Raw genomic sequence first — 16,456 nt, 5'->3', positions numbered from 1 at the left:
TAGCTCACCAGTGATGTGTTTCACCACCTTGTTCCGTATCAGAGAGGTGAAACTGCAGTTTTGACCTCAATTGCGCTCATTCTTTGCTTCGCTTTTGAGAATTTGAAATTCCCATATGGTAAGACACAGAGGACATGGATAATGGTTCTAAAGCATACCACTCCCACTAAAAAGGCTTCTCATCCTATCCCGCAAGAAGCCTTCGATTGGTACGATGAATACGCACACGGAAAGATCTCACGCCGCGAGTTCCTCAATCGACTCGGTGGGCTCGCAGTGCTGGGTTTTAGCATGACGGCACTGGTCGATGCGCTAACCCCGAATTACGCACTCGCAGAACAAGTTTCGTTTAACGATCCTGACATCAAAGCAACTTACGAAACCTTTCCATCTCCAAACGGGCATGGAGAAGGGCGCGGTTATTTGGTTATGCCACAGAAGAAGACCTTGAAATCGCCGACCGTGTTGGTGATTCATGAAAATCGCGGATTGAACCCTTATATCAAAGACGTGGCTAGGCGACTCGCCAAAGACGGTTTTATTGCTTTTGCTCCAGATGCGCTGTACCCACTTGGTGGCTACCCGGGGAATGATGATGAGGGTCGCGCTATGCAGAAAGAGATGGACAGAGCCAAGATTGAACAAGACTTTATTGCAGCCGCTAACTTCCTCAAACAATACGAGGGTGGCAACGGTAAATTGGGCGCGGTCGGGTTCTGCTTCGGTGGATACATCGTCAATATGCTTGCAGCGGTAATGCCAGAAGAGCTTGATGCAGGTGTGCCTTTCTATGGAACACCTGCGGCGCAAGAGATCCAAAAGCAAGTCAAAGGACCGTTGATGATTCACTTTGCAGGGCTCGATAAGCGTGTTAACGACACATGGCCTGCTTATGAACAGCAATTGATTGCAACCGACGCACAGTATCAAGCGCTAATGTATGAGAACGTCAATCACGGTTTTCATAACGACTCAACAGCCCGCTATGCGCCAGAAGAAGCGGCGCTCGCTTGGGAACGCACACTAGGATTCTTCCAACAACATCTCGCTTCCAGTTAATAACGCTTCAAGTTTAGTTGGCACATTCCTTGTTATGTCTCTCTTAGTGAGTGAGATATAAACAAGGAATGTGCATGACTCAATCAACGTCAAAAACACCCATCATAGTATGCTGTGATAGCCTCCAAGAGCAGGCTCGATTATCGAGCTTATTGAGCAAAGATTACGACGACATCATCGGTTGCCAATTGGCACAGCTAGAAACGCTTATGCAGCGAGAGCCGTCAGCAAGCGTTGTGGTTGGATGGCAGCAACCAACCGCAGAACTGCGTTTAATTGTCGATTTCTGCCGCAGAAAATCGGCACCACTTCTTATTGTCTTAAAGCAATTATCATCCAATGATATCAATCGTTTATCAGAAAAAATGGACTATGTGCTCATGCCGCACGATAGTGAGTTTGCGCTTCAGCCTTGGATTGAACATGCGACATTAGTGAGAGCGAAATTCGAAAGTATGCAATCGGAAATTGAATTACTGACCAATAAGATTGAAGAGCGCAAGTTGGTGGAAAAAGCCAAAGGTCTGCTGATGAAGATGCACAGCGTTGATGAAGATCAGGCTTATAAAGCGCTAAGAAATTCAGCCATGCAATCGAGCCAAACGCTCGCACAAGTTGCCAAGAATTTGATAACTACTTTGGAAGTGTTGGATTAGTTTTTCTACCACTTTGGGGTTAGGGCGCATTTTCTAACGTGGTGCGTGTTGCACTATCAGCAAGCAATAACAGGGAATAACAAACGGTAGAATAAACTAATTGGTTGTATTTAAAGTAAAAAATAAGTTGGCACAGTAATTGGATTAGTAGAGTTGGGTTTATTGTTGAATCGCTTATCTCAATTATCAACGGCGGTAATTGTAGACTTAGCAACGGCGCTACTGCTCTTCGGAGTAGTGGCGCTTTTTTTATGGGAGCAAACCAATGAAATGGAGTTCGATGCTGAAAGTGTCAGCAATTTCGTTATCGGTATTCACCACGGTCAGCGTAAAGGCAGAGTTGGGTGAGCCAGAAATTGAAGACCTGAAGTTTGGTTTTATTAAGTTAACCGATATGGCACCGCTGGCGGTTGCTTATGAGAAAGGCTTTTTTGAAGACGAAGGCTTGTACGTCACTTTAGAAGCGCAAGCAAACTGGAAGGTGCTATTAGACCGAGTCATCGACGGTGAGCTTGCTGGCGCGCACATGCTTGCTGGTCAGCCATTGGGCGCGACGATTGGTGTCGGCACAAAAGCAGAAGTGATTACCGCGTTCAGTATGGATTTGAACGGCAACGCAATCACGGTTTCCAATGATACTTGGGAACAGATGAAGCAATACATTCCAAAACAACCAGATGGTAAACCAGTTCACCCAATCAAAGCGGATGCCTTAAAACCTGTGGTCGACAGCTATCTGGATAAGGGTAAACCGTTCAACATGGGCATGGTGTTTCCTGTATCGACGCACAACTATGAGTTGCGTTACTGGTTAGCGGCAGGCGGGATTCATCCAGGTTTTTACGCACCAGATTCAGGCGATAACAGTGGCCAGTTGGATGCTGACGTTCTATTGAGTGTTACACCGCCACCACAAATGCCAGCCACAATGGAAGCGGGCACGATCAAAGGGTACTGCGTAGGCGAACCATGGAACCAGCAAGCCGTATTTAAAGGTATTGGTACGCCAGTCGTGACCGATTACGAGATCTGGAAGAACAACCCAGAGAAAGTGTTTGGTGTTTCCAAAGCTTGGGCTGAGAAGTATCCAAACACGCACATTCGCGTAGTGAAAGCCTTGATTCGAGCGGCACATTGGTTGGATGAAAACGACAATGCCAACCGCCAAGAAGCAGTGAAGATGCTATCAAAAAGCGAATACGTTGGAGCGGATGCCGAAGTTATCGCCAACTCAATGACGGGCACATTTGAATACGAGAAAGGCGACAAACGAGACGTGCCAGACTTCAATGTGTTCTTCCGTCATAACGCCACTTATCCGTATTACAGCGATGCGATTTGGTATCTGACTCAAATGCGTCGCTGGGGACAAATCTCAAGCGAGAAATCCGATGATTGGTACATGGATGTGGCAAAAGAGGTTTACCGTCCTGATATCTACCAACAAGCGGCTCAAGCGCTAATTGAAGATGGTGTGTTGAGCAAAAAAGACTTCCCAGATTTCAATGCTGAAGATGGCTTTCGTGCGCCACAAACACACTTTATCGACAACATCGTTTATGACGGTCGCGAGCCAAATAAATATCTAGAGAAGTTCTCTATCGGGCTTAAAGGAAAAGACAAGGTTTAACCATAACGATAAACGCCACAGGCGAGGGGATTCGCTTGTGGCAACAAGGATGTAAATTTCTTAGGAGTGAGTATGTCTAGTAATGTCATTTCCCTTTTTCCTGCTAAGCAGGTAGTGAACCGAAGTCGGTTGGTGCTTTTGCCCGTCATTGGCTTGCTGATCTTTTTGGCAATGTGGCACTTAGCAGCGAGAGAAGTGCAAACTTCATTAGGTACGCTACCGGGACCTGTGCAAACTTTTCAGCAGTTCAGCAACCTTGTCGATGACCATTGGCAAGAGCGAGAAAAGGAACAAGCGTTTATCGAGCGTCAGGAAAAACGTAATGCTGCGAAGTTAGCCAAGAATCCGGACGCGGAAGTGAAGATTCGTCCCTACACAGGTAAACCGACGTTCTTCGACCAAATCATAACAAGCTTAGTGACCGTAACTGCGGGCTTTTTGCTGGCGACGGTTATCGCGATTCCGCTTGGCATCGTGCTTGGTCTTAATCAAGGGCTGTATCAAGCGTTCAACCCAATCATTCAACTGCTCAAGCCCGTATCACCTTTAGCTTGGCTGCCTATCGTCACTATGGTGGTGAGTGCCACTTATGTGAGTGATGACCCGATGTTTGCTAAGTCGTTCATCAACTCTCTGATCACTGTAGCGCTGTGTAGCTTATGGCCGACGCTGATTAATACCGCTGTGGGTGTAACGAGCGTTGATAAAGACTTAATCAACGTGAGCAAAGTGCTTCAACTTTCGTGGTGGCAGCACATTCGTACCATCGTTTTACCTTCTGCCATTCCAATGATCTTCACAGGTTTACGTCTCTCTTTAGGTATCGCTTGGATGGTATTGATTGCGGCAGAAATGCTCGCTCAGAACCCAGGGTTGGGCAAGTTCGTTTGGGATGAGTTCCAGAACGGCAGCTCGGCATCATTGGGTCGCATCATGGTGGCAGTCATCACTATTGGTTTTATCGGTTTGATGCTCGATAGAGGCATGCTGCAACTTCAAAAGTGGCTGTCTTGGAATAAACAACAAGCGTTGAGATAAGGGAAAAGATCATGGAAAAAGCATTATTAGATCTAACGCGTTTAGGGATGCGATTCCCAACGCCAGATGGTGAGTTCATCGCGCTTAAGAACGTCGATTTACAAATCAATAAAGGTGAGTTTGTATCGCTGATTGGTCACTCTGGTTGTGGTAAATCAACGGTATTGAACTTAGTCGCAGGGCTACACATGCCAACAGATGGTGGTGTGATCGTTGATGGACGAGAGGTGGCAGGACCGGGACCCGACCGCGCGGTTGTGTTCCAAAACCATTCACTATTGCCTTGGCTCACTGTGTATCAAAACGTTGAGCTCGCAGTAAAGCAAATTGCCGGCAAAAAGGGCAAAGCGTGGATTCAGGAACAAGTGAACCACTATTTAGAGTTGATTCAAATGCAGCATGCTGCGCACAAAAAGCCGGATGAAATCTCGGGCGGTATGAAGCAGCGAGTCGGCATCGCCAGAGCACTGGCACTTCAACCAAAGGTTCTGCTGATGGATGAGCCATTTGGCGCGTTGGATGCGTTAACACGTGCACATTTGCAGGATGCACTGATGAAGATTCAAGCCGAGCTAAACAACACTGTCATCATGATTACCCACGACGTGGATGAAGCGGTGCTGCTCTCCGACAAAATCGTGATGATGACTAACGGACCGGCGGCAACTATTGGTGAAGTGTTAGAAGTGAATCTGCCTCGCCCTCGTGAGCGTGTCGCACTGGCTGATGATGCGCAGTATCAGAAGTGTCGACAAGCCGTGTTGAAGTTTCTTTACGAGAAGCAATCCAAAGTCGAGATTCCTGCTTCGAAAGAAGACCAACCCAAAACCGCAGCGCAAACGGCATAAGGAGGCAGCGATGAATAGTCCTTTAACGATTCCAGTAAAGAACGCATTGAGCCACATCGTTGTGGTAGGTAACGGTATGGTCGGGCAACACCTCGTCGAGCAATTAGTGCAGAAAAACGCGCATTTGGAGCACCGAATTACCGTGATTGGTGCAGAGCGTTTTATCGCGTATGACCGTGTACAGTTGTCCTCTTTATTTGCGGGTAAGTCTCATGATGATTTGATGCTGAGTAACCAAGAATGGTACGACATGCATGGCATCCAACTCGTACTTGGCAGCCAAGTAACAGGCATCGACAGAGAGCAAAAGCGCATTCTGCTTGATGATGAAGATGTGCTGGGTTACGACCAACTTGTGCTCGCGACCGGTTCTTACCCGTTTGTGCCTCCAATTGAAGGTAAAGACCGCGACAACGTGTTTGTCTACCGCACGCTTGATGACCTTTCAAAAATCAAGAAGGCATGTGAAGGTGCAAGAGCGGGCGCAGTAATTGGTGGTGGCTTATTGGGTTTAGAAGCGGCAAACGCACTCAAACTATTGGGGTTAGAAACTCACGTTATTGAATTTGCTCCCCGCCTGATGCCCGTGCAGTTAGACGATGGTGCTGGCTTAGTGTTAAAAGAGAAGATTGAAGCGCTAGGGCTAACCGTTCACACCTCAACGGGTACGGAACGAATCTGCGATGGTGAAACGGCTAAGCATCGCATGGTGTTTAAAGACAAAGATCCTCTCGAAGTGGATGTGATTGTCTTTTCCGCAGGCATTCGCCCTCAAGATGAGTTGGCAAGGTTGGCTGAGCTAGAAGTCGGTGAACGTGGCGGGATTGTGATTAACAATCAATGCCAAACCAGCGATGAGAATATTTATGCGATTGGCGAATGTGCTCTTTGGGAGCAGAAGATCTTTGGTTTAGTCGCACCCGGTTACACCATGGCGAGAACCACTGCCGATGTCTTGACTGGTATGCCGAGCGAAGGTTTTAAAGGTGCAGACATGAGCACTAAACTTAAGCTGCTTGGGGTAGATGTGGCGTCTATCGGCGATGCACAAATGCAAACCGAAGGCGCACAAGAAATGGTATTGCAAGATGCGGTTGCAGGCATCTACAAAAAGCTGGTGGTTGATGCGAGTGGCACTCAATTGCTTGGTGCGATACTCGTTGGTGACAACAGTGACTACGATGCGCTCTTACAGTGTTATTTGAACAAAACTGTCTTGCCAGACCACGCAGCGAACCTGCTGTTTGATACTGGAATGCTGGACGGAGAGATGCCAGATAGCGCTATCATCTGCTCTTGTCACAACGTCACAAAAGGTGACTTAGTTGCCGAGATTCAAGCCGGCACTACCAACCTGACAGACCTTAAAGCCAACACCAAAGCCGGTACTGGCTGTGGTGGCTGTAGCAATATGGTGAAGTCGGTATTGGATACTCAATTGGCAGCCATGGGGGTAGAGGTTAACAACCACCTTTGTGAGCACTTTGAGCTCAGTCGCCAAGAGATGTTCCATATTTGCCAAGTGGAACAAATCAAAGACTTCGACACCTTAATTGCACTGCATGGCAAGGGGCATGGGTGTGATATTTGTAAGCCTACAGCGGCATCGGTGTTTGCTTCTTTGTGGAATGAACACATCATGGAGCCTCAACATCAATCTCTGCAAGATTCTAATGATGCCTTTATGGCAAATCTGCAAAAAGATGGTTCTTACTCGATTGTACCTCGTGTTCCGGGCGGCGAAATCACACCAGACAAACTTATCGTACTTGGTGAAGTCGCTCAGCAATACGATCTGTACACCAAGATCACTGGCGGTCAGCGTGTGGATTTATTTGGTGCGCAGTTAGAACAGCTTCCTGAAATCTGGCAAACCTTAATTGATGCCGGTTTTGAAACAGGGCACGCCTACGGCAAGTCGGTCCGCACCGTGAAATCTTGCGTCGGTTCTACTTGGTGTCGCTATGGTGTTGATGATTCAGTTGGATTAGCCATCGAGTTAGAGAACCGCTACAAAGGATTGCGAGCGCCCCATAAGCTTAAGTTTGCCGTATCGGGCTGTACTCGCGAGTGTGCAGAAGCGCAAAGTAAAGACATTGGGGTGATCGCCACTGAAAACGGCTGGAATCTATACGTTTGTGGTAATGGCGGCATGAGACCACGACACGCTGATTTGTTTGCATCCGACTTATCCAAATCAGAGTTGATCACCATGATCGACCGAGTATTGATGTTCTACGTCAGCACCGCAGATCGCTTGCAGCGTACGTCGGTGTGGATGGTGAACATGGAAGGGGGCTTAGATTACCTTAAACAAGTGATTTTGGATGACTCTCTCAACCTATGTGATTCATTGGATGAGCAGATGGCGCGCGTCGTAGATACCTATCAGTGTGAGTGGAAGAGCACGTTGGATAATCCTCAAAAATTGCAACGCTTCCGTCCTTTCTTGAACAGCACGTCGGGTAGCAAAGTCTTGCCGTACCAACGTGTGCGCGGTCAGCGTATTCCAGTGAAACAGGAGGTGTAAATGGCAGCTTTAACCACAGTGAAATTGTGTCAGCTTGATGACCTAATGCCGTTCATCGGTGCCACTGTATTGATTGAAGGCGAGCATGTCGCGTTATTCTACATTCCTGATAACGGTGTTTACGCTGTTCAGGATTGGGACCCAATTGGTAAGGCTTATGTGATGAGTCGAGGGATTGTCGGTGATATTGATGGTGAGATGTGTGTTGCATCACCACTGTACAAACAGCATTTCAGCTTAAAGAGCGGGCAGTGTTTAGAAGACGAAGCGCACTGTCTAAAAACGTGGCAAGTAACGATCGACGATAATCAGGTTTGTTATTTAGTCGAAGAATGATCTCCGAAGTTAGCTTGCTCGATATGAGTGAATTCTTAGCGTAAGAGACAAGCGAATAAAGCTCCAGAGACACCACAGTATGGCTCTGGAGCTTTTTACTATTTGGAAGGATTCACTTGTAGTTCGGTATAGCCAGTCGAGTTGTCCATCGCTCTGGTAAACTCAAGTTCTGAGTAAGAATGGATGATCAACTCTGCGGTGGTATCTATAACCGTGCCTTCCATTAAATGTCCACCCCAGACTCGTCCCTCACGATCAGACACCGAGATATGAACGTGTTGATGTTCAGGCGTCAGGGTTCCCATCACAGAGACGATTTCAAATGGTTCTTTTTTGGTTAACGTACTCTCTGCACCTGCCAAACGAAGGTTGAGGTCAGAGACACAGCCAACGCATGAGGCAATCGAGCCTGCTTTGATACCATGCTGCTCGACCAATTTTGCTAGGCTCAACTTTAAGTCCATGCCTTTGGTAAGACGTACTGCTATCACTTCAATCGACATATTACTTCCTAATCAAAACCAGCAAGCAGGAAAGCGCAGTATCCAAGTCGGCATAACGTTTGGCTTTGCCAAGTACGCGCATGCCTTGCATGTTGTTGAGAACGAAACGAGCGAGTTCTTCTGGTTTCAGCGTTTTCGGCACTAAGGTTTCTTTTTGAGCATTGGTCAGCGCATCCGCAATGATGTCGATAAGATGGTCAAACAAAAAATGCCCTTTACGCAGTACATCATCGTCTTCACCAGCGTGCTCAATCAACGCATTTTGGATAAAACACCCACAGTTGCGTTTGCGTTGCAGCTCAGCAAAAGATTTAAGGAACGATTCCAACTCAGGTAAAGACGCATCGTCTTTTTCCAAATCATTCAGTGACGGTAGCGAGACCTTTTTTAAGTAAGTATCGAGCGCTTCGTAGTAGAGCTGTTGCTTGTCACCATAGGTGTTGTAAAGACTGAAGCGGTTGATGTTTAACTCGTCGGTGAGATCCGAGATAGACGTGTTCGCAAAGCCTTTGCGCCAAAACACATCCATAGCCACGAGAAGCTTTTCATCTCGGTCGAAGTTGGCTTTTCTTGCCATAAATTACCTGCCTGGGTCTGCTTATCGGGTAATTAAATTGCTTTGGAGGGATGGTACAGAGAACCTTTAGCGCTCGAACTGAACCAATATGATGAATACCCATCTATTCTTGGGTATCAGCCTCCAAATTCATGTGAACTCACAAACGGCATCAAAAATCTCGCTCAGCAAACAGACCCACAACTGTTTGAAAATTTTTGATAGTGAAGTTCTTGACTGATCGTTTATAAACTGGCTACAGTATATCCTAACCAATCGGTTAGAAAAAGATAAAAGGATGTGAAATGAAGCTCTATGAAACCGCAATGACTCCAAGTTGTAAGCGAGTTAGCATTTTTCTAAAGGAAATCGGTGGCGAGGTTGAGCGAATTGCGCTGAACGTTCGTGAGGGCGATAACCTATCTGAACCGTTTAAATCGAAAAGCGTGAACGGTAAAGTGCCTCTGCTGGAACTGGATGATGGCACGACGATCTGTGAAAGCGTGGCAATTTGTCGCTACCTAGATGAAGCGTTTGAAAATGATCTGGCGCTGTTTGGTGCTAACCAGCTCGAACGTGCTCAAGTGGAAATGTGGCATCGCGTTGTCGAATTCCAAGGTTTGTACACGGCTTTTCAGGCGTTTCGCAATATCACAGCAATTTACCAAGACCGTGAAAACTGTGTGGCTGCGTGGGGTGACGAGTCGAAATCCCGCGTATTAGAATTCCTACCAATTCTTGACAAGCGCCTATCAGAAAGCGAGCACATCGCCACGGACAACTTCACCATCGTAGACATTACCGGCTACATTTTTGTTGGTTTTACCGTAAATGGCTTGAGTATTGAAGTGTTCGAAACCTACCCAAATATTGCGCGTTGGTTTGAACAAGTATCGGTGCGTGAAGCGTTTCAAAGCTAACTCATAGCGTGATTTTTCTAAGCAGCAAGGCTTTTGTAGACTTGCTGCTTTTTGTCGTTTTAAGCGCAAAGATCTTCAATTTGTTCAGGTTTTCTCTTCTTTTTCTGCCTTTCTCCTATAATTAACTCTGTTAATGCAACAACATCAATTGGCTCTCACGGCGTTTTGGAACCTTGAGTTCTTAGTTTGTAGACGTCCCAATCATTATTGGACTTCACCAAGTAATGAAGGACACCAAGCGACAAGGAGAGGTTATGCGTGTTCGAAGTAAAACCATCAATGGCGTGTTGTGTACGCTGCTCGTAGCGTCTGTGTGCGGACTCGTTGCCATGTATCAAAACCACAGTCAGCAGCATCAACAAATCGAGTTGCTGCGTGGGCAATTGATGGAAAAAGAAAACCAAATCGTCATCTCGAATGAGGCGTTGTCTTACACTCGTTATCAACATCAACTTTTAGCGGAAGATTACAGCCGTTTCAGAGATGCACAGTCCATGAGTAGCGTGCTGCAATAAAGCAAACAGGCAAGGAGAGGTATGAAGTCCATATTGTTGGTCGACGACAGCAAAACGGTCTTGCTCTACATGACCAGTGCATTGCAAAAGCAAGGGTACGAGGTCATTGCCGTTGAAGATGGTGAGTCTGCGTTAGAAGTGCTGACTCACCGAACTGACATTCAGTTTGTCCTCAGTGATTTGATGATGCCGGGTATCAGTGGCATTGAGCTTTGCCGTGAGCTTAAATCGTCGGCGTTTTCTCGTTATATCTTCTTTGTGCTTCTCTCTTCCCGTAACGATCAAGAATCCATCATCAAAGGTATGGATGCAGGCGCCGATGACTTTGTCGACAAGAAGACGTCTGTAGAGGAACTACAAGCGCGTATCCGTGCGGGCTTTCGTACCTTAGAACTGCACAACACGCTCACGACAAAAAACCAAGAGCTCGATTTAGCGTATCAAACCATTCAGCAGGATTTGGATTCTGCCGGAGAGTTAATGGAACAACTGTTGCCCGTGGAAGAACAGATTCACACGGCACAATTTAGCTTCACTTATGTTCCTTGTACCAAGATCGGTGGGGATATGTTGGGCTATGTCGAGCTCGATGAGTCCCACGTTGCGTTTTATGTCTTCGATGTTTCCGGGCACGGTATTTCTTCGGCGTTAATGGCATTCTCGATTCAACAAACTTTGTCACAACGTAACAAATCGGAGTCGATAACGTTAGACTGGAGCGACAACGAATACCGCATCAGTGAGCCTGTTGCTGTGATTGAAAGGCTTAATCGACGCTACCAGCAAACGCAGAACAGCAAGCTTTACTTCACTATCGAATATGCCGTGTTGAACACCGAAACCGGTGAACTGAATTATTGCACTGCAGGGCACCCTAAATTTGTTTGGCAACAGACGGAACACAACTGCTTGGAACTTGTTGGTGACAACAACTTCATCGTCGGGGCATTGGAGCCGATGATGTACCAAGGTGGCAGTATCCAACTCAAGCCTAATGATGCGCTTTGGTTTTTCTCCGATGGCTTATTGGAAGCCAAGCAAGGCGAGGAGCTTTACGGCATTGACCGACTGCTATCCAACATCGAGGAGAGTAAAGTGATGCCAGAAAAGGCACAAACCAATGCCGTTTTGGAGCAAGTGCAAAACTGGCAAGGAAAACCAGAAATCGACGATGATGTGAGCGTGTTGAAAGTGCAATGGTTGGGTTGTGCACAATTACAAGCCGTAAATTCGACGAGTGTGGTATTCCAGAAATCCTATCAAGCGTCTTTAGAAGTTTCACGCCAAGCGAGTCTTGAATTGGTTGAATTCCTTCAACAACATTCGGTTTCTTCTCATGTCGCGCAAACCCTTGAGCTGTGTGTGGTTGAGTTGATGAACAATGCTTTCATCCATGCCTATCAAGAACAAACCGGAAAAACGGTTGAGTTAGAATGCGAACTAACACAAGGTGAGCAGCACAACATAGAAGTGCGTGTATTTGATTATGGCAATCGCATTTCTGATGAAACCTTCCAAAGTTACATCTCAAAGCAAATTGAGACGCCAAATCTATTCGATGAAGAGAGTTGGATGCCTTCAGGGCGAGGTTTGATGCTCATAGCCCAAATGACAAACGCGTTTTCTGTATCACATCAAGGGGAGCGCAATTGCTTTACGGTGGTGATAACTCCCGACGAAAAGACAAAGTCTATAATCCTTTAAAGACTTTATCCGTGGAAACCAAACATGTCGCAAATAGAAATCAAACGAGATCGACCACGCGTCGAATTGTTGTTTGCTAAATACAAAGAGCAGATCGGTGACGATTTTCCCGGTTATCGAAATCATGTATATCGGACAATCACCTATGCGATGCATTTTCTAGGTAACGATGAACGGTATGAACCGCTCGTTGAAACGGCTTTTGTGTACCACGATATCGGACTGTGGACCGATCATGAGCTGGCTTATTTGGAGCCATCAGAGGCTGCAGCGTTAGCTGACAATGAACACTTTGAATGGGGTTTAGATCCTGATGCTTTGCGTGGAGCGATTCATTGGCACCATAAGATTTCTCCGTACAAAGGTCCGCACCAAAAAGTCATTGAAGCATGCCGCAAAGCTGACTGGATTGATGCGACCAAAGGCCGTGTTCGTAAAGGGTTGAGTAAAGAAACCATCGCAGAAGTTGAGGCGGCCTTTCCAAACTTAGGTTTTCATGACACTTTGCTGCGTCTAGCAAAAGACTATGGTGGTTCGACGTTAGTCGGCGGTGTTAAAGTCACGCTGGGTATCGTGAAGTGGTAGCCTGAATAATCTTATAGATCGAATGTAAAAAGAGGACTCCATTTGTGAGCCCTCACATTTACGTAACAGCATTGGTTATTGTGTGATCGTTAACCCAAGTTGAGTTGCCATGCTTAACTCGTTGCGCTCTACGATTTCTTCAATCACTTTACCTTCTTGGTTAAAGCGAAAGTAGGTGAGGCTTGTCCATGTAACGTCTTTACCTGATACATCGAACTCCATCCACGTATTTGCATTTTTGGCTTTGTGAGTCAGGGCGACAACCACTTGATCTTCTGCTTCTACAATGCGTTGAAAGCTTGTCTCAAGGCTCTCATAACGTTCAGTTACGCAAGATTTCAACTTGGCTTCAAATTCGACTAACCCTTTTAAGGTTTTTCCACAATCAGGGCGGTGAATAAGAGCATCTTCAGCGAAAAATTCCCCCACACGTTCTGTTGCCTTACCGTCAACACAAATCTTAAAGTAATTTCTTATGGTTTGGACTTGTTTACTTTCCATTTATTTATCTTCTCTTTGTTTGTTGAATTGCTGGGATTTTTAATCAAAAAATGAAGCTTGAATAGATCAGATAAGGTCGATAATCTGTCAACAAATAGTAAACAATGAATGTTTTGATGAACTTAATCACGCTAATTAAATCGTTTATTTGCACCGTAGAGGAAGGCAGTTTTACGGGCGCATCTAAGAAACTAGAAGTGTCTAAATCTCTCGTGAGTCGCAATGTTAGAGATCTAGAAACGTATCTTGGAACGCGATTAATGAATCGCTCAACCAAGGCGCTGTCTCTTACAGACGCTGGTCATCAGTATTATCAAGAAGCACATGTTCTGATTTTGCAACTTGAAGCGCTGAATGACACGATGAGGTTTGATAGTAATGAAATCTCTGGCACCTTGAATGTTCTCGCGCCAAATGGTTTGACAGAAATCTTGCTCATGCAGTTTATTTGCGGTTTCAGTGATAAATATCCGGAGCTAAGAGTGAATTTGCTGCTTGATGATGGTTTAGATGATATCTCCTCACAAGGGTATGACGTAGCAATTCGATCTGGTCGTTTGGTTAGGCAAGATTCAGATTTGATCGCAACAAAGATCACTGAAAACAGGAATATCATATGTGCCTCGCCGCAATACTTAGAAGCCTCTTCTTCACTTTTGCAACCGAGAGATCTGCATTCTCATCGAATTATCGAAGACCCAAATTTAAAGAATTATAAGGTGTGGCGATTTAACAAAGCGGGAAAAGAGCTGGATGTGCAGGTGTCACCATCTCTTTCCGTTAACAGCGTACAGGCAGTGAAAACGGCGCTAAAACAAAACTATGGAGTTGCGATGCTTCCAAGAGCATTGGCGGAAGATGAGTTGTGTAAGGGCGAATTGATAGAAGTACTGAAAGACTACCAATTACCAACAAGAACGGTCTACGCGCTTTATCGAGCACGCTCTAACACACCGAGAAAGGTCAAAGTCTTTATCGAAGAGCTAAAAGCGTACTTTGCACCTTAACGTCAGCTCATTTCTGAGTATCCGTTGCTCTATGTTTATCGGTGCTGAAATCAGGTATGTGCGTTTAGTTTGTTTACTTTTCAATTCATCAAAGAGGATGGAACTTCAAAACGATTTGGTAATCATAGGGAAGGGTAAGATAATTTTCCCTTTTTTGTTGTAAGGTTTATCTAAGCAAAATAGACGTTTAGTGAGAATAGCAAAGCTTAGAAACAAAGTTCTCAAATACGTAACGTTTAAATTGCGCCTGTATGATGTTATAACATAACAATTGCTATTCTCAGTTAACCCTAGTACTATGAAGTTTGTTCGTTATTCCTTAATTGCTGTCGCTGCTACCGCATTCTCTCTTGCAGCTTATCTCACCTATCAAGCAGAAACGAAACCAGAAGAAATCACCATTAAGGTCACGCCTTATTCAGAACTAAAGAGCGCTCAAAAAAACGAGACTCAAACAAATGAAACACCTCAAAATCCCGAACGTGAAGTCAAAAAGCATGACAACATCGCGCGTATTCACTACTTCGTTAAAGTTGGTGACACGCTCAGCACGATCTTTTCCTCATGGGGGGTATCATACGACACCACTCAAAAGCTTCTTGAAGCTGACTTAACGTCACTGAAGCTCGATACCATCAAACCAGGCGACCACCTTGAGCTCGTGGTAGATAGAGATACTAAGACCCTAAAACAAGTGATTTTCCATGAAAGCCTTGTCGAACGCGCGGTCTATACGCAAAACGACGATGGCACGTTTGCTTATGACTTTATTGAGGAGCCGGGAGAGTGGCGTGAAGAAATGTACTCAGGCACGATCAATGGCAGTTTTTCTTCTTCTGCGCATAAGCAAGGATTGACCACAACGCAGATTGCTAACATCACTCGCGTATTACGTGACAAAGTAAATTTTGCTCGTGAGCTTCGTGCTGGTGATAGCTTTCATGTATTGGTGAATCGACAATATCTTGATGATCACTTTACTGGTAATGCAGAAGTGCAGGGCATCGCGATCAAAATGCGAGCTAAAGACGTTGAAGCATTCTTAGCGGAGGACGGTCGTTTTTATGACAGAGCAGGTAACAGCCTTGAACAAGCATTTAACCGTTATCCGATCGACAAACAGTTCCGTCGTATTACCTCTCCATTCAACCCTTACCGAAAACACCCTGTTACGGGACGAATCTCTCCGCATAACGGTACGGACTTCGCAACACCAGTTGGTTCCCCGGTTTACTCAACTGGCGATGGCAAGGTGATAGCGGTTCGTAACCATCCTTATGCGGGTAAATACTTAGTGATAGAGCACAATAGTGTCTATAAAACGCGTTATTTGCATCTAAGCCGTTTTCTCGTCAAAAAGGGCGACCATGTTAAGCGTGGGCAGAAGATTGCATTGTCGGGAGCGACAGGACGATTAACTGGGCCACACCTTCATTTCGAAGTGTTGGTACGTAATCGTGCAGTGGATGCTATGAAAGCGGATTTACCATTAGCGAGTTCCATTTCTACTAAAGACAAGCCAGCCTTTTTAGCAAGAGTCTCTGAATTTGATGATTTGGTTGCTCGTGAGCAAAGTGCCAGTAGTGCGCAAACAATGCAGAACAAACAACCCTCTTAGTGGGTATAGCAGCATCAAGGCAAGCATTTTCGCTTGCCTTTTTTGTTTTTAGCGAACTAGGTATTAGGTTCTTAAAATAGATGAAAAATAAAGCATATCAGAAGAATAATCCTATGGGATGAGTCGGTTAATTATTTCATTTAAATGACAGTAAAAATAGAATTTATACTCTATTTTTATAGGAGCATAACTCATTTTACGCGATATAAATATGTGATATTTATTCCATAAAGTTCCATTGTCTTTGCTTACTATTATTTCCTATTTTACCAAGTGTATTTATTTTAAATCATTATTATTTGGTTTAATTTATAATTCCAATCAATGGGTGGATAATTTATCTACATTGTTGATTTTAAATCGCTGATTTTTAGTTCATTGTTTTTTGGTGCGAGCAAAGTGGTTTAAGAAAGGGTGATGATGCTATCTTTTTGTTGTTAAAAAGTTTTT

General features: G+C 45.2%; 16 protein-coding genes. 13 read left to right on the top strand and 3 right to left on the bottom strand.

Annotated features, from left to right (window positions below):
• The first annotated feature begins 141 nt into the window (after positions 1 to 141).
• From OH463_RS18110 to nirD, 7 genes are all read left to right on the top strand, one after another.
• On the top strand, positions 142 to 1,059 hold the full coding sequence (locus OH463_RS18110; protein ID WP_009696305.1) for a dienelactone hydrolase family protein: 918 nt from the start codon (positions 142 to 144) through the stop codon (positions 1,057 to 1,059).
• A gap of 74 nt (positions 1,060 to 1,133) precedes the next feature.
• On the top strand, positions 1,134 to 1,715 hold the full coding sequence (locus OH463_RS18105; RefSeq protein WP_050919885.1) for an ANTAR domain-containing response regulator: 582 nt from the start codon (positions 1,134 to 1,136) through the stop codon (positions 1,713 to 1,715).
• Between the two features lie 265 nt (positions 1,716 to 1,980).
• A complete protein-coding gene (locus tag OH463_RS18100; RefSeq protein WP_017190870.1) occupies positions 1,981 to 3,345 on the top strand; it encodes a CmpA/NrtA family ABC transporter substrate-binding protein in 1,365 nt (454 codons plus the stop codon).
• A 72-nt stretch (positions 3,346 to 3,417) separates the two neighbouring features.
• The gene (locus OH463_RS18095) at positions 3,418 to 4,383 is read left to right on the top strand and encodes an ABC transporter permease (RefSeq protein ID WP_005375889.1); all 966 of its coding nucleotides are present in this window, start codon (positions 3,418 to 3,420) and stop codon (positions 4,381 to 4,383) included.
• An 11-nt stretch (positions 4,384 to 4,394) separates the two neighbouring features.
• Positions 4,395 to 5,231, top strand: a complete 837-nt coding sequence (locus OH463_RS18090; protein WP_009696301.1) for an ABC transporter ATP-binding protein — start codon at positions 4,395 to 4,397, stop codon at positions 5,229 to 5,231.
• Positions 5,232 to 5,241: 10 nt separating this feature from the next.
• Complete coding sequence (gene nirB, locus OH463_RS18085; protein ID WP_269991898.1) at positions 5,242 to 7,761, top strand: nitrite reductase large subunit NirB; 2,520 nt, start codon at positions 5,242 to 5,244, stop codon at positions 7,759 to 7,761.
• On the top strand, positions 7,762 to 8,097 hold the full coding sequence (gene nirD / locus OH463_RS18080; protein WP_031845700.1) for a nitrite reductase small subunit NirD: 336 nt from the start codon (positions 7,762 to 7,764) through the stop codon (positions 8,095 to 8,097).
• A 98-nt stretch (positions 8,098 to 8,195) separates the two neighbouring features.
• Here the strand turns inward: nirD and OH463_RS18075 are convergent, their stop codons facing one another.
• Together OH463_RS18075 and OH463_RS18070 are read right to left on the bottom strand one after the other, a co-directional pair.
• A complete protein-coding gene (locus tag OH463_RS18075; RefSeq protein WP_269991893.1) occupies positions 8,196 to 8,600 on the bottom strand; it encodes a PPC domain-containing DNA-binding protein in 405 nt (134 codons plus the stop codon).
• A gap of 1 nt (position 8,601) precedes the next feature.
• A complete protein-coding gene (locus OH463_RS18070; RefSeq protein ID WP_005375904.1) occupies positions 8,602 to 9,177 on the bottom strand; it encodes a TetR/AcrR family transcriptional regulator in 576 nt (191 codons plus the stop codon).
• A gap of 284 nt (positions 9,178 to 9,461) precedes the next feature.
• Here OH463_RS18070 and OH463_RS18065 point away from each other — a divergent pair, with 284 nt between their 5' ends.
• From OH463_RS18065 to OH463_RS18050, 4 genes are all read left to right on the top strand, one after another.
• The gene (locus OH463_RS18065) at positions 9,462 to 10,076 is read left to right on the top strand and encodes a glutathione S-transferase (RefSeq protein ID WP_269991891.1); all 615 of its coding nucleotides are present in this window, start codon (positions 9,462 to 9,464) and stop codon (positions 10,074 to 10,076) included.
• Between the two features lie 254 nt (positions 10,077 to 10,330).
• Positions 10,331 to 10,591 (top strand): hypothetical protein, encoded by a 261-nt coding sequence (locus OH463_RS18060; protein ID WP_005443088.1) that lies wholly within the window; start codon positions 10,331 to 10,333, stop codon positions 10,589 to 10,591.
• A gap of 21 nt (positions 10,592 to 10,612) precedes the next feature.
• A complete protein-coding gene (locus OH463_RS18055; protein ID WP_269991889.1) occupies positions 10,613 to 12,295 on the top strand; it encodes a SpoIIE family protein phosphatase in 1,683 nt (560 codons plus the stop codon).
• Positions 12,296 to 12,319: 24 nt separating this feature from the next.
• Positions 12,320 to 12,880, top strand: a complete 561-nt coding sequence (locus tag OH463_RS18050) for a hypothetical protein (protein ID WP_017190862.1) — start codon at positions 12,320 to 12,322, stop codon at positions 12,878 to 12,880.
• A gap of 75 nt (positions 12,881 to 12,955) precedes the next feature.
• Here the strand turns inward: OH463_RS18050 and OH463_RS18045 are convergent, their stop codons facing one another.
• On the bottom strand, positions 12,956 to 13,381 hold the full coding sequence (locus OH463_RS18045; protein ID WP_047515949.1) for an ester cyclase: 426 nt from the start codon (positions 13,379 to 13,381) through the stop codon (positions 12,956 to 12,958).
• 116 nt (positions 13,382 to 13,497) lie between these two features.
• Between OH463_RS18045 and OH463_RS18040 the strand changes: the two genes are divergently transcribed.
• A complete protein-coding gene (locus OH463_RS18040) occupies positions 13,498 to 14,388 on the top strand; it encodes a LysR family transcriptional regulator (protein ID WP_269991886.1) in 891 nt (296 codons plus the stop codon).
• 298 nt (positions 14,389 to 14,686) lie between these two features.
• Positions 14,687 to 16,006 carry a peptidoglycan DD-metalloendopeptidase family protein gene (locus OH463_RS18035; RefSeq protein WP_017190859.1) on the top strand — a complete coding sequence of 440 codons (1,320 nt, stop codon included), beginning with the start codon at positions 14,687 to 14,689 and terminating at the stop codon, positions 16,004 to 16,006.
• Positions 16,007 to 16,456: the final 450 nt, after the last annotated feature.

Source organism: Vibrio sp. NFR, assembly GCF_027587095.1.
GTDB lineage: Bacteria > Pseudomonadota > Gammaproteobacteria > Enterobacterales > Vibrionaceae > Vibrio > Vibrio harveyi.
Note: the sequence above shows the minus strand (reverse complement) of the source record. Positions and strands in the feature narration are given on the sequence as shown.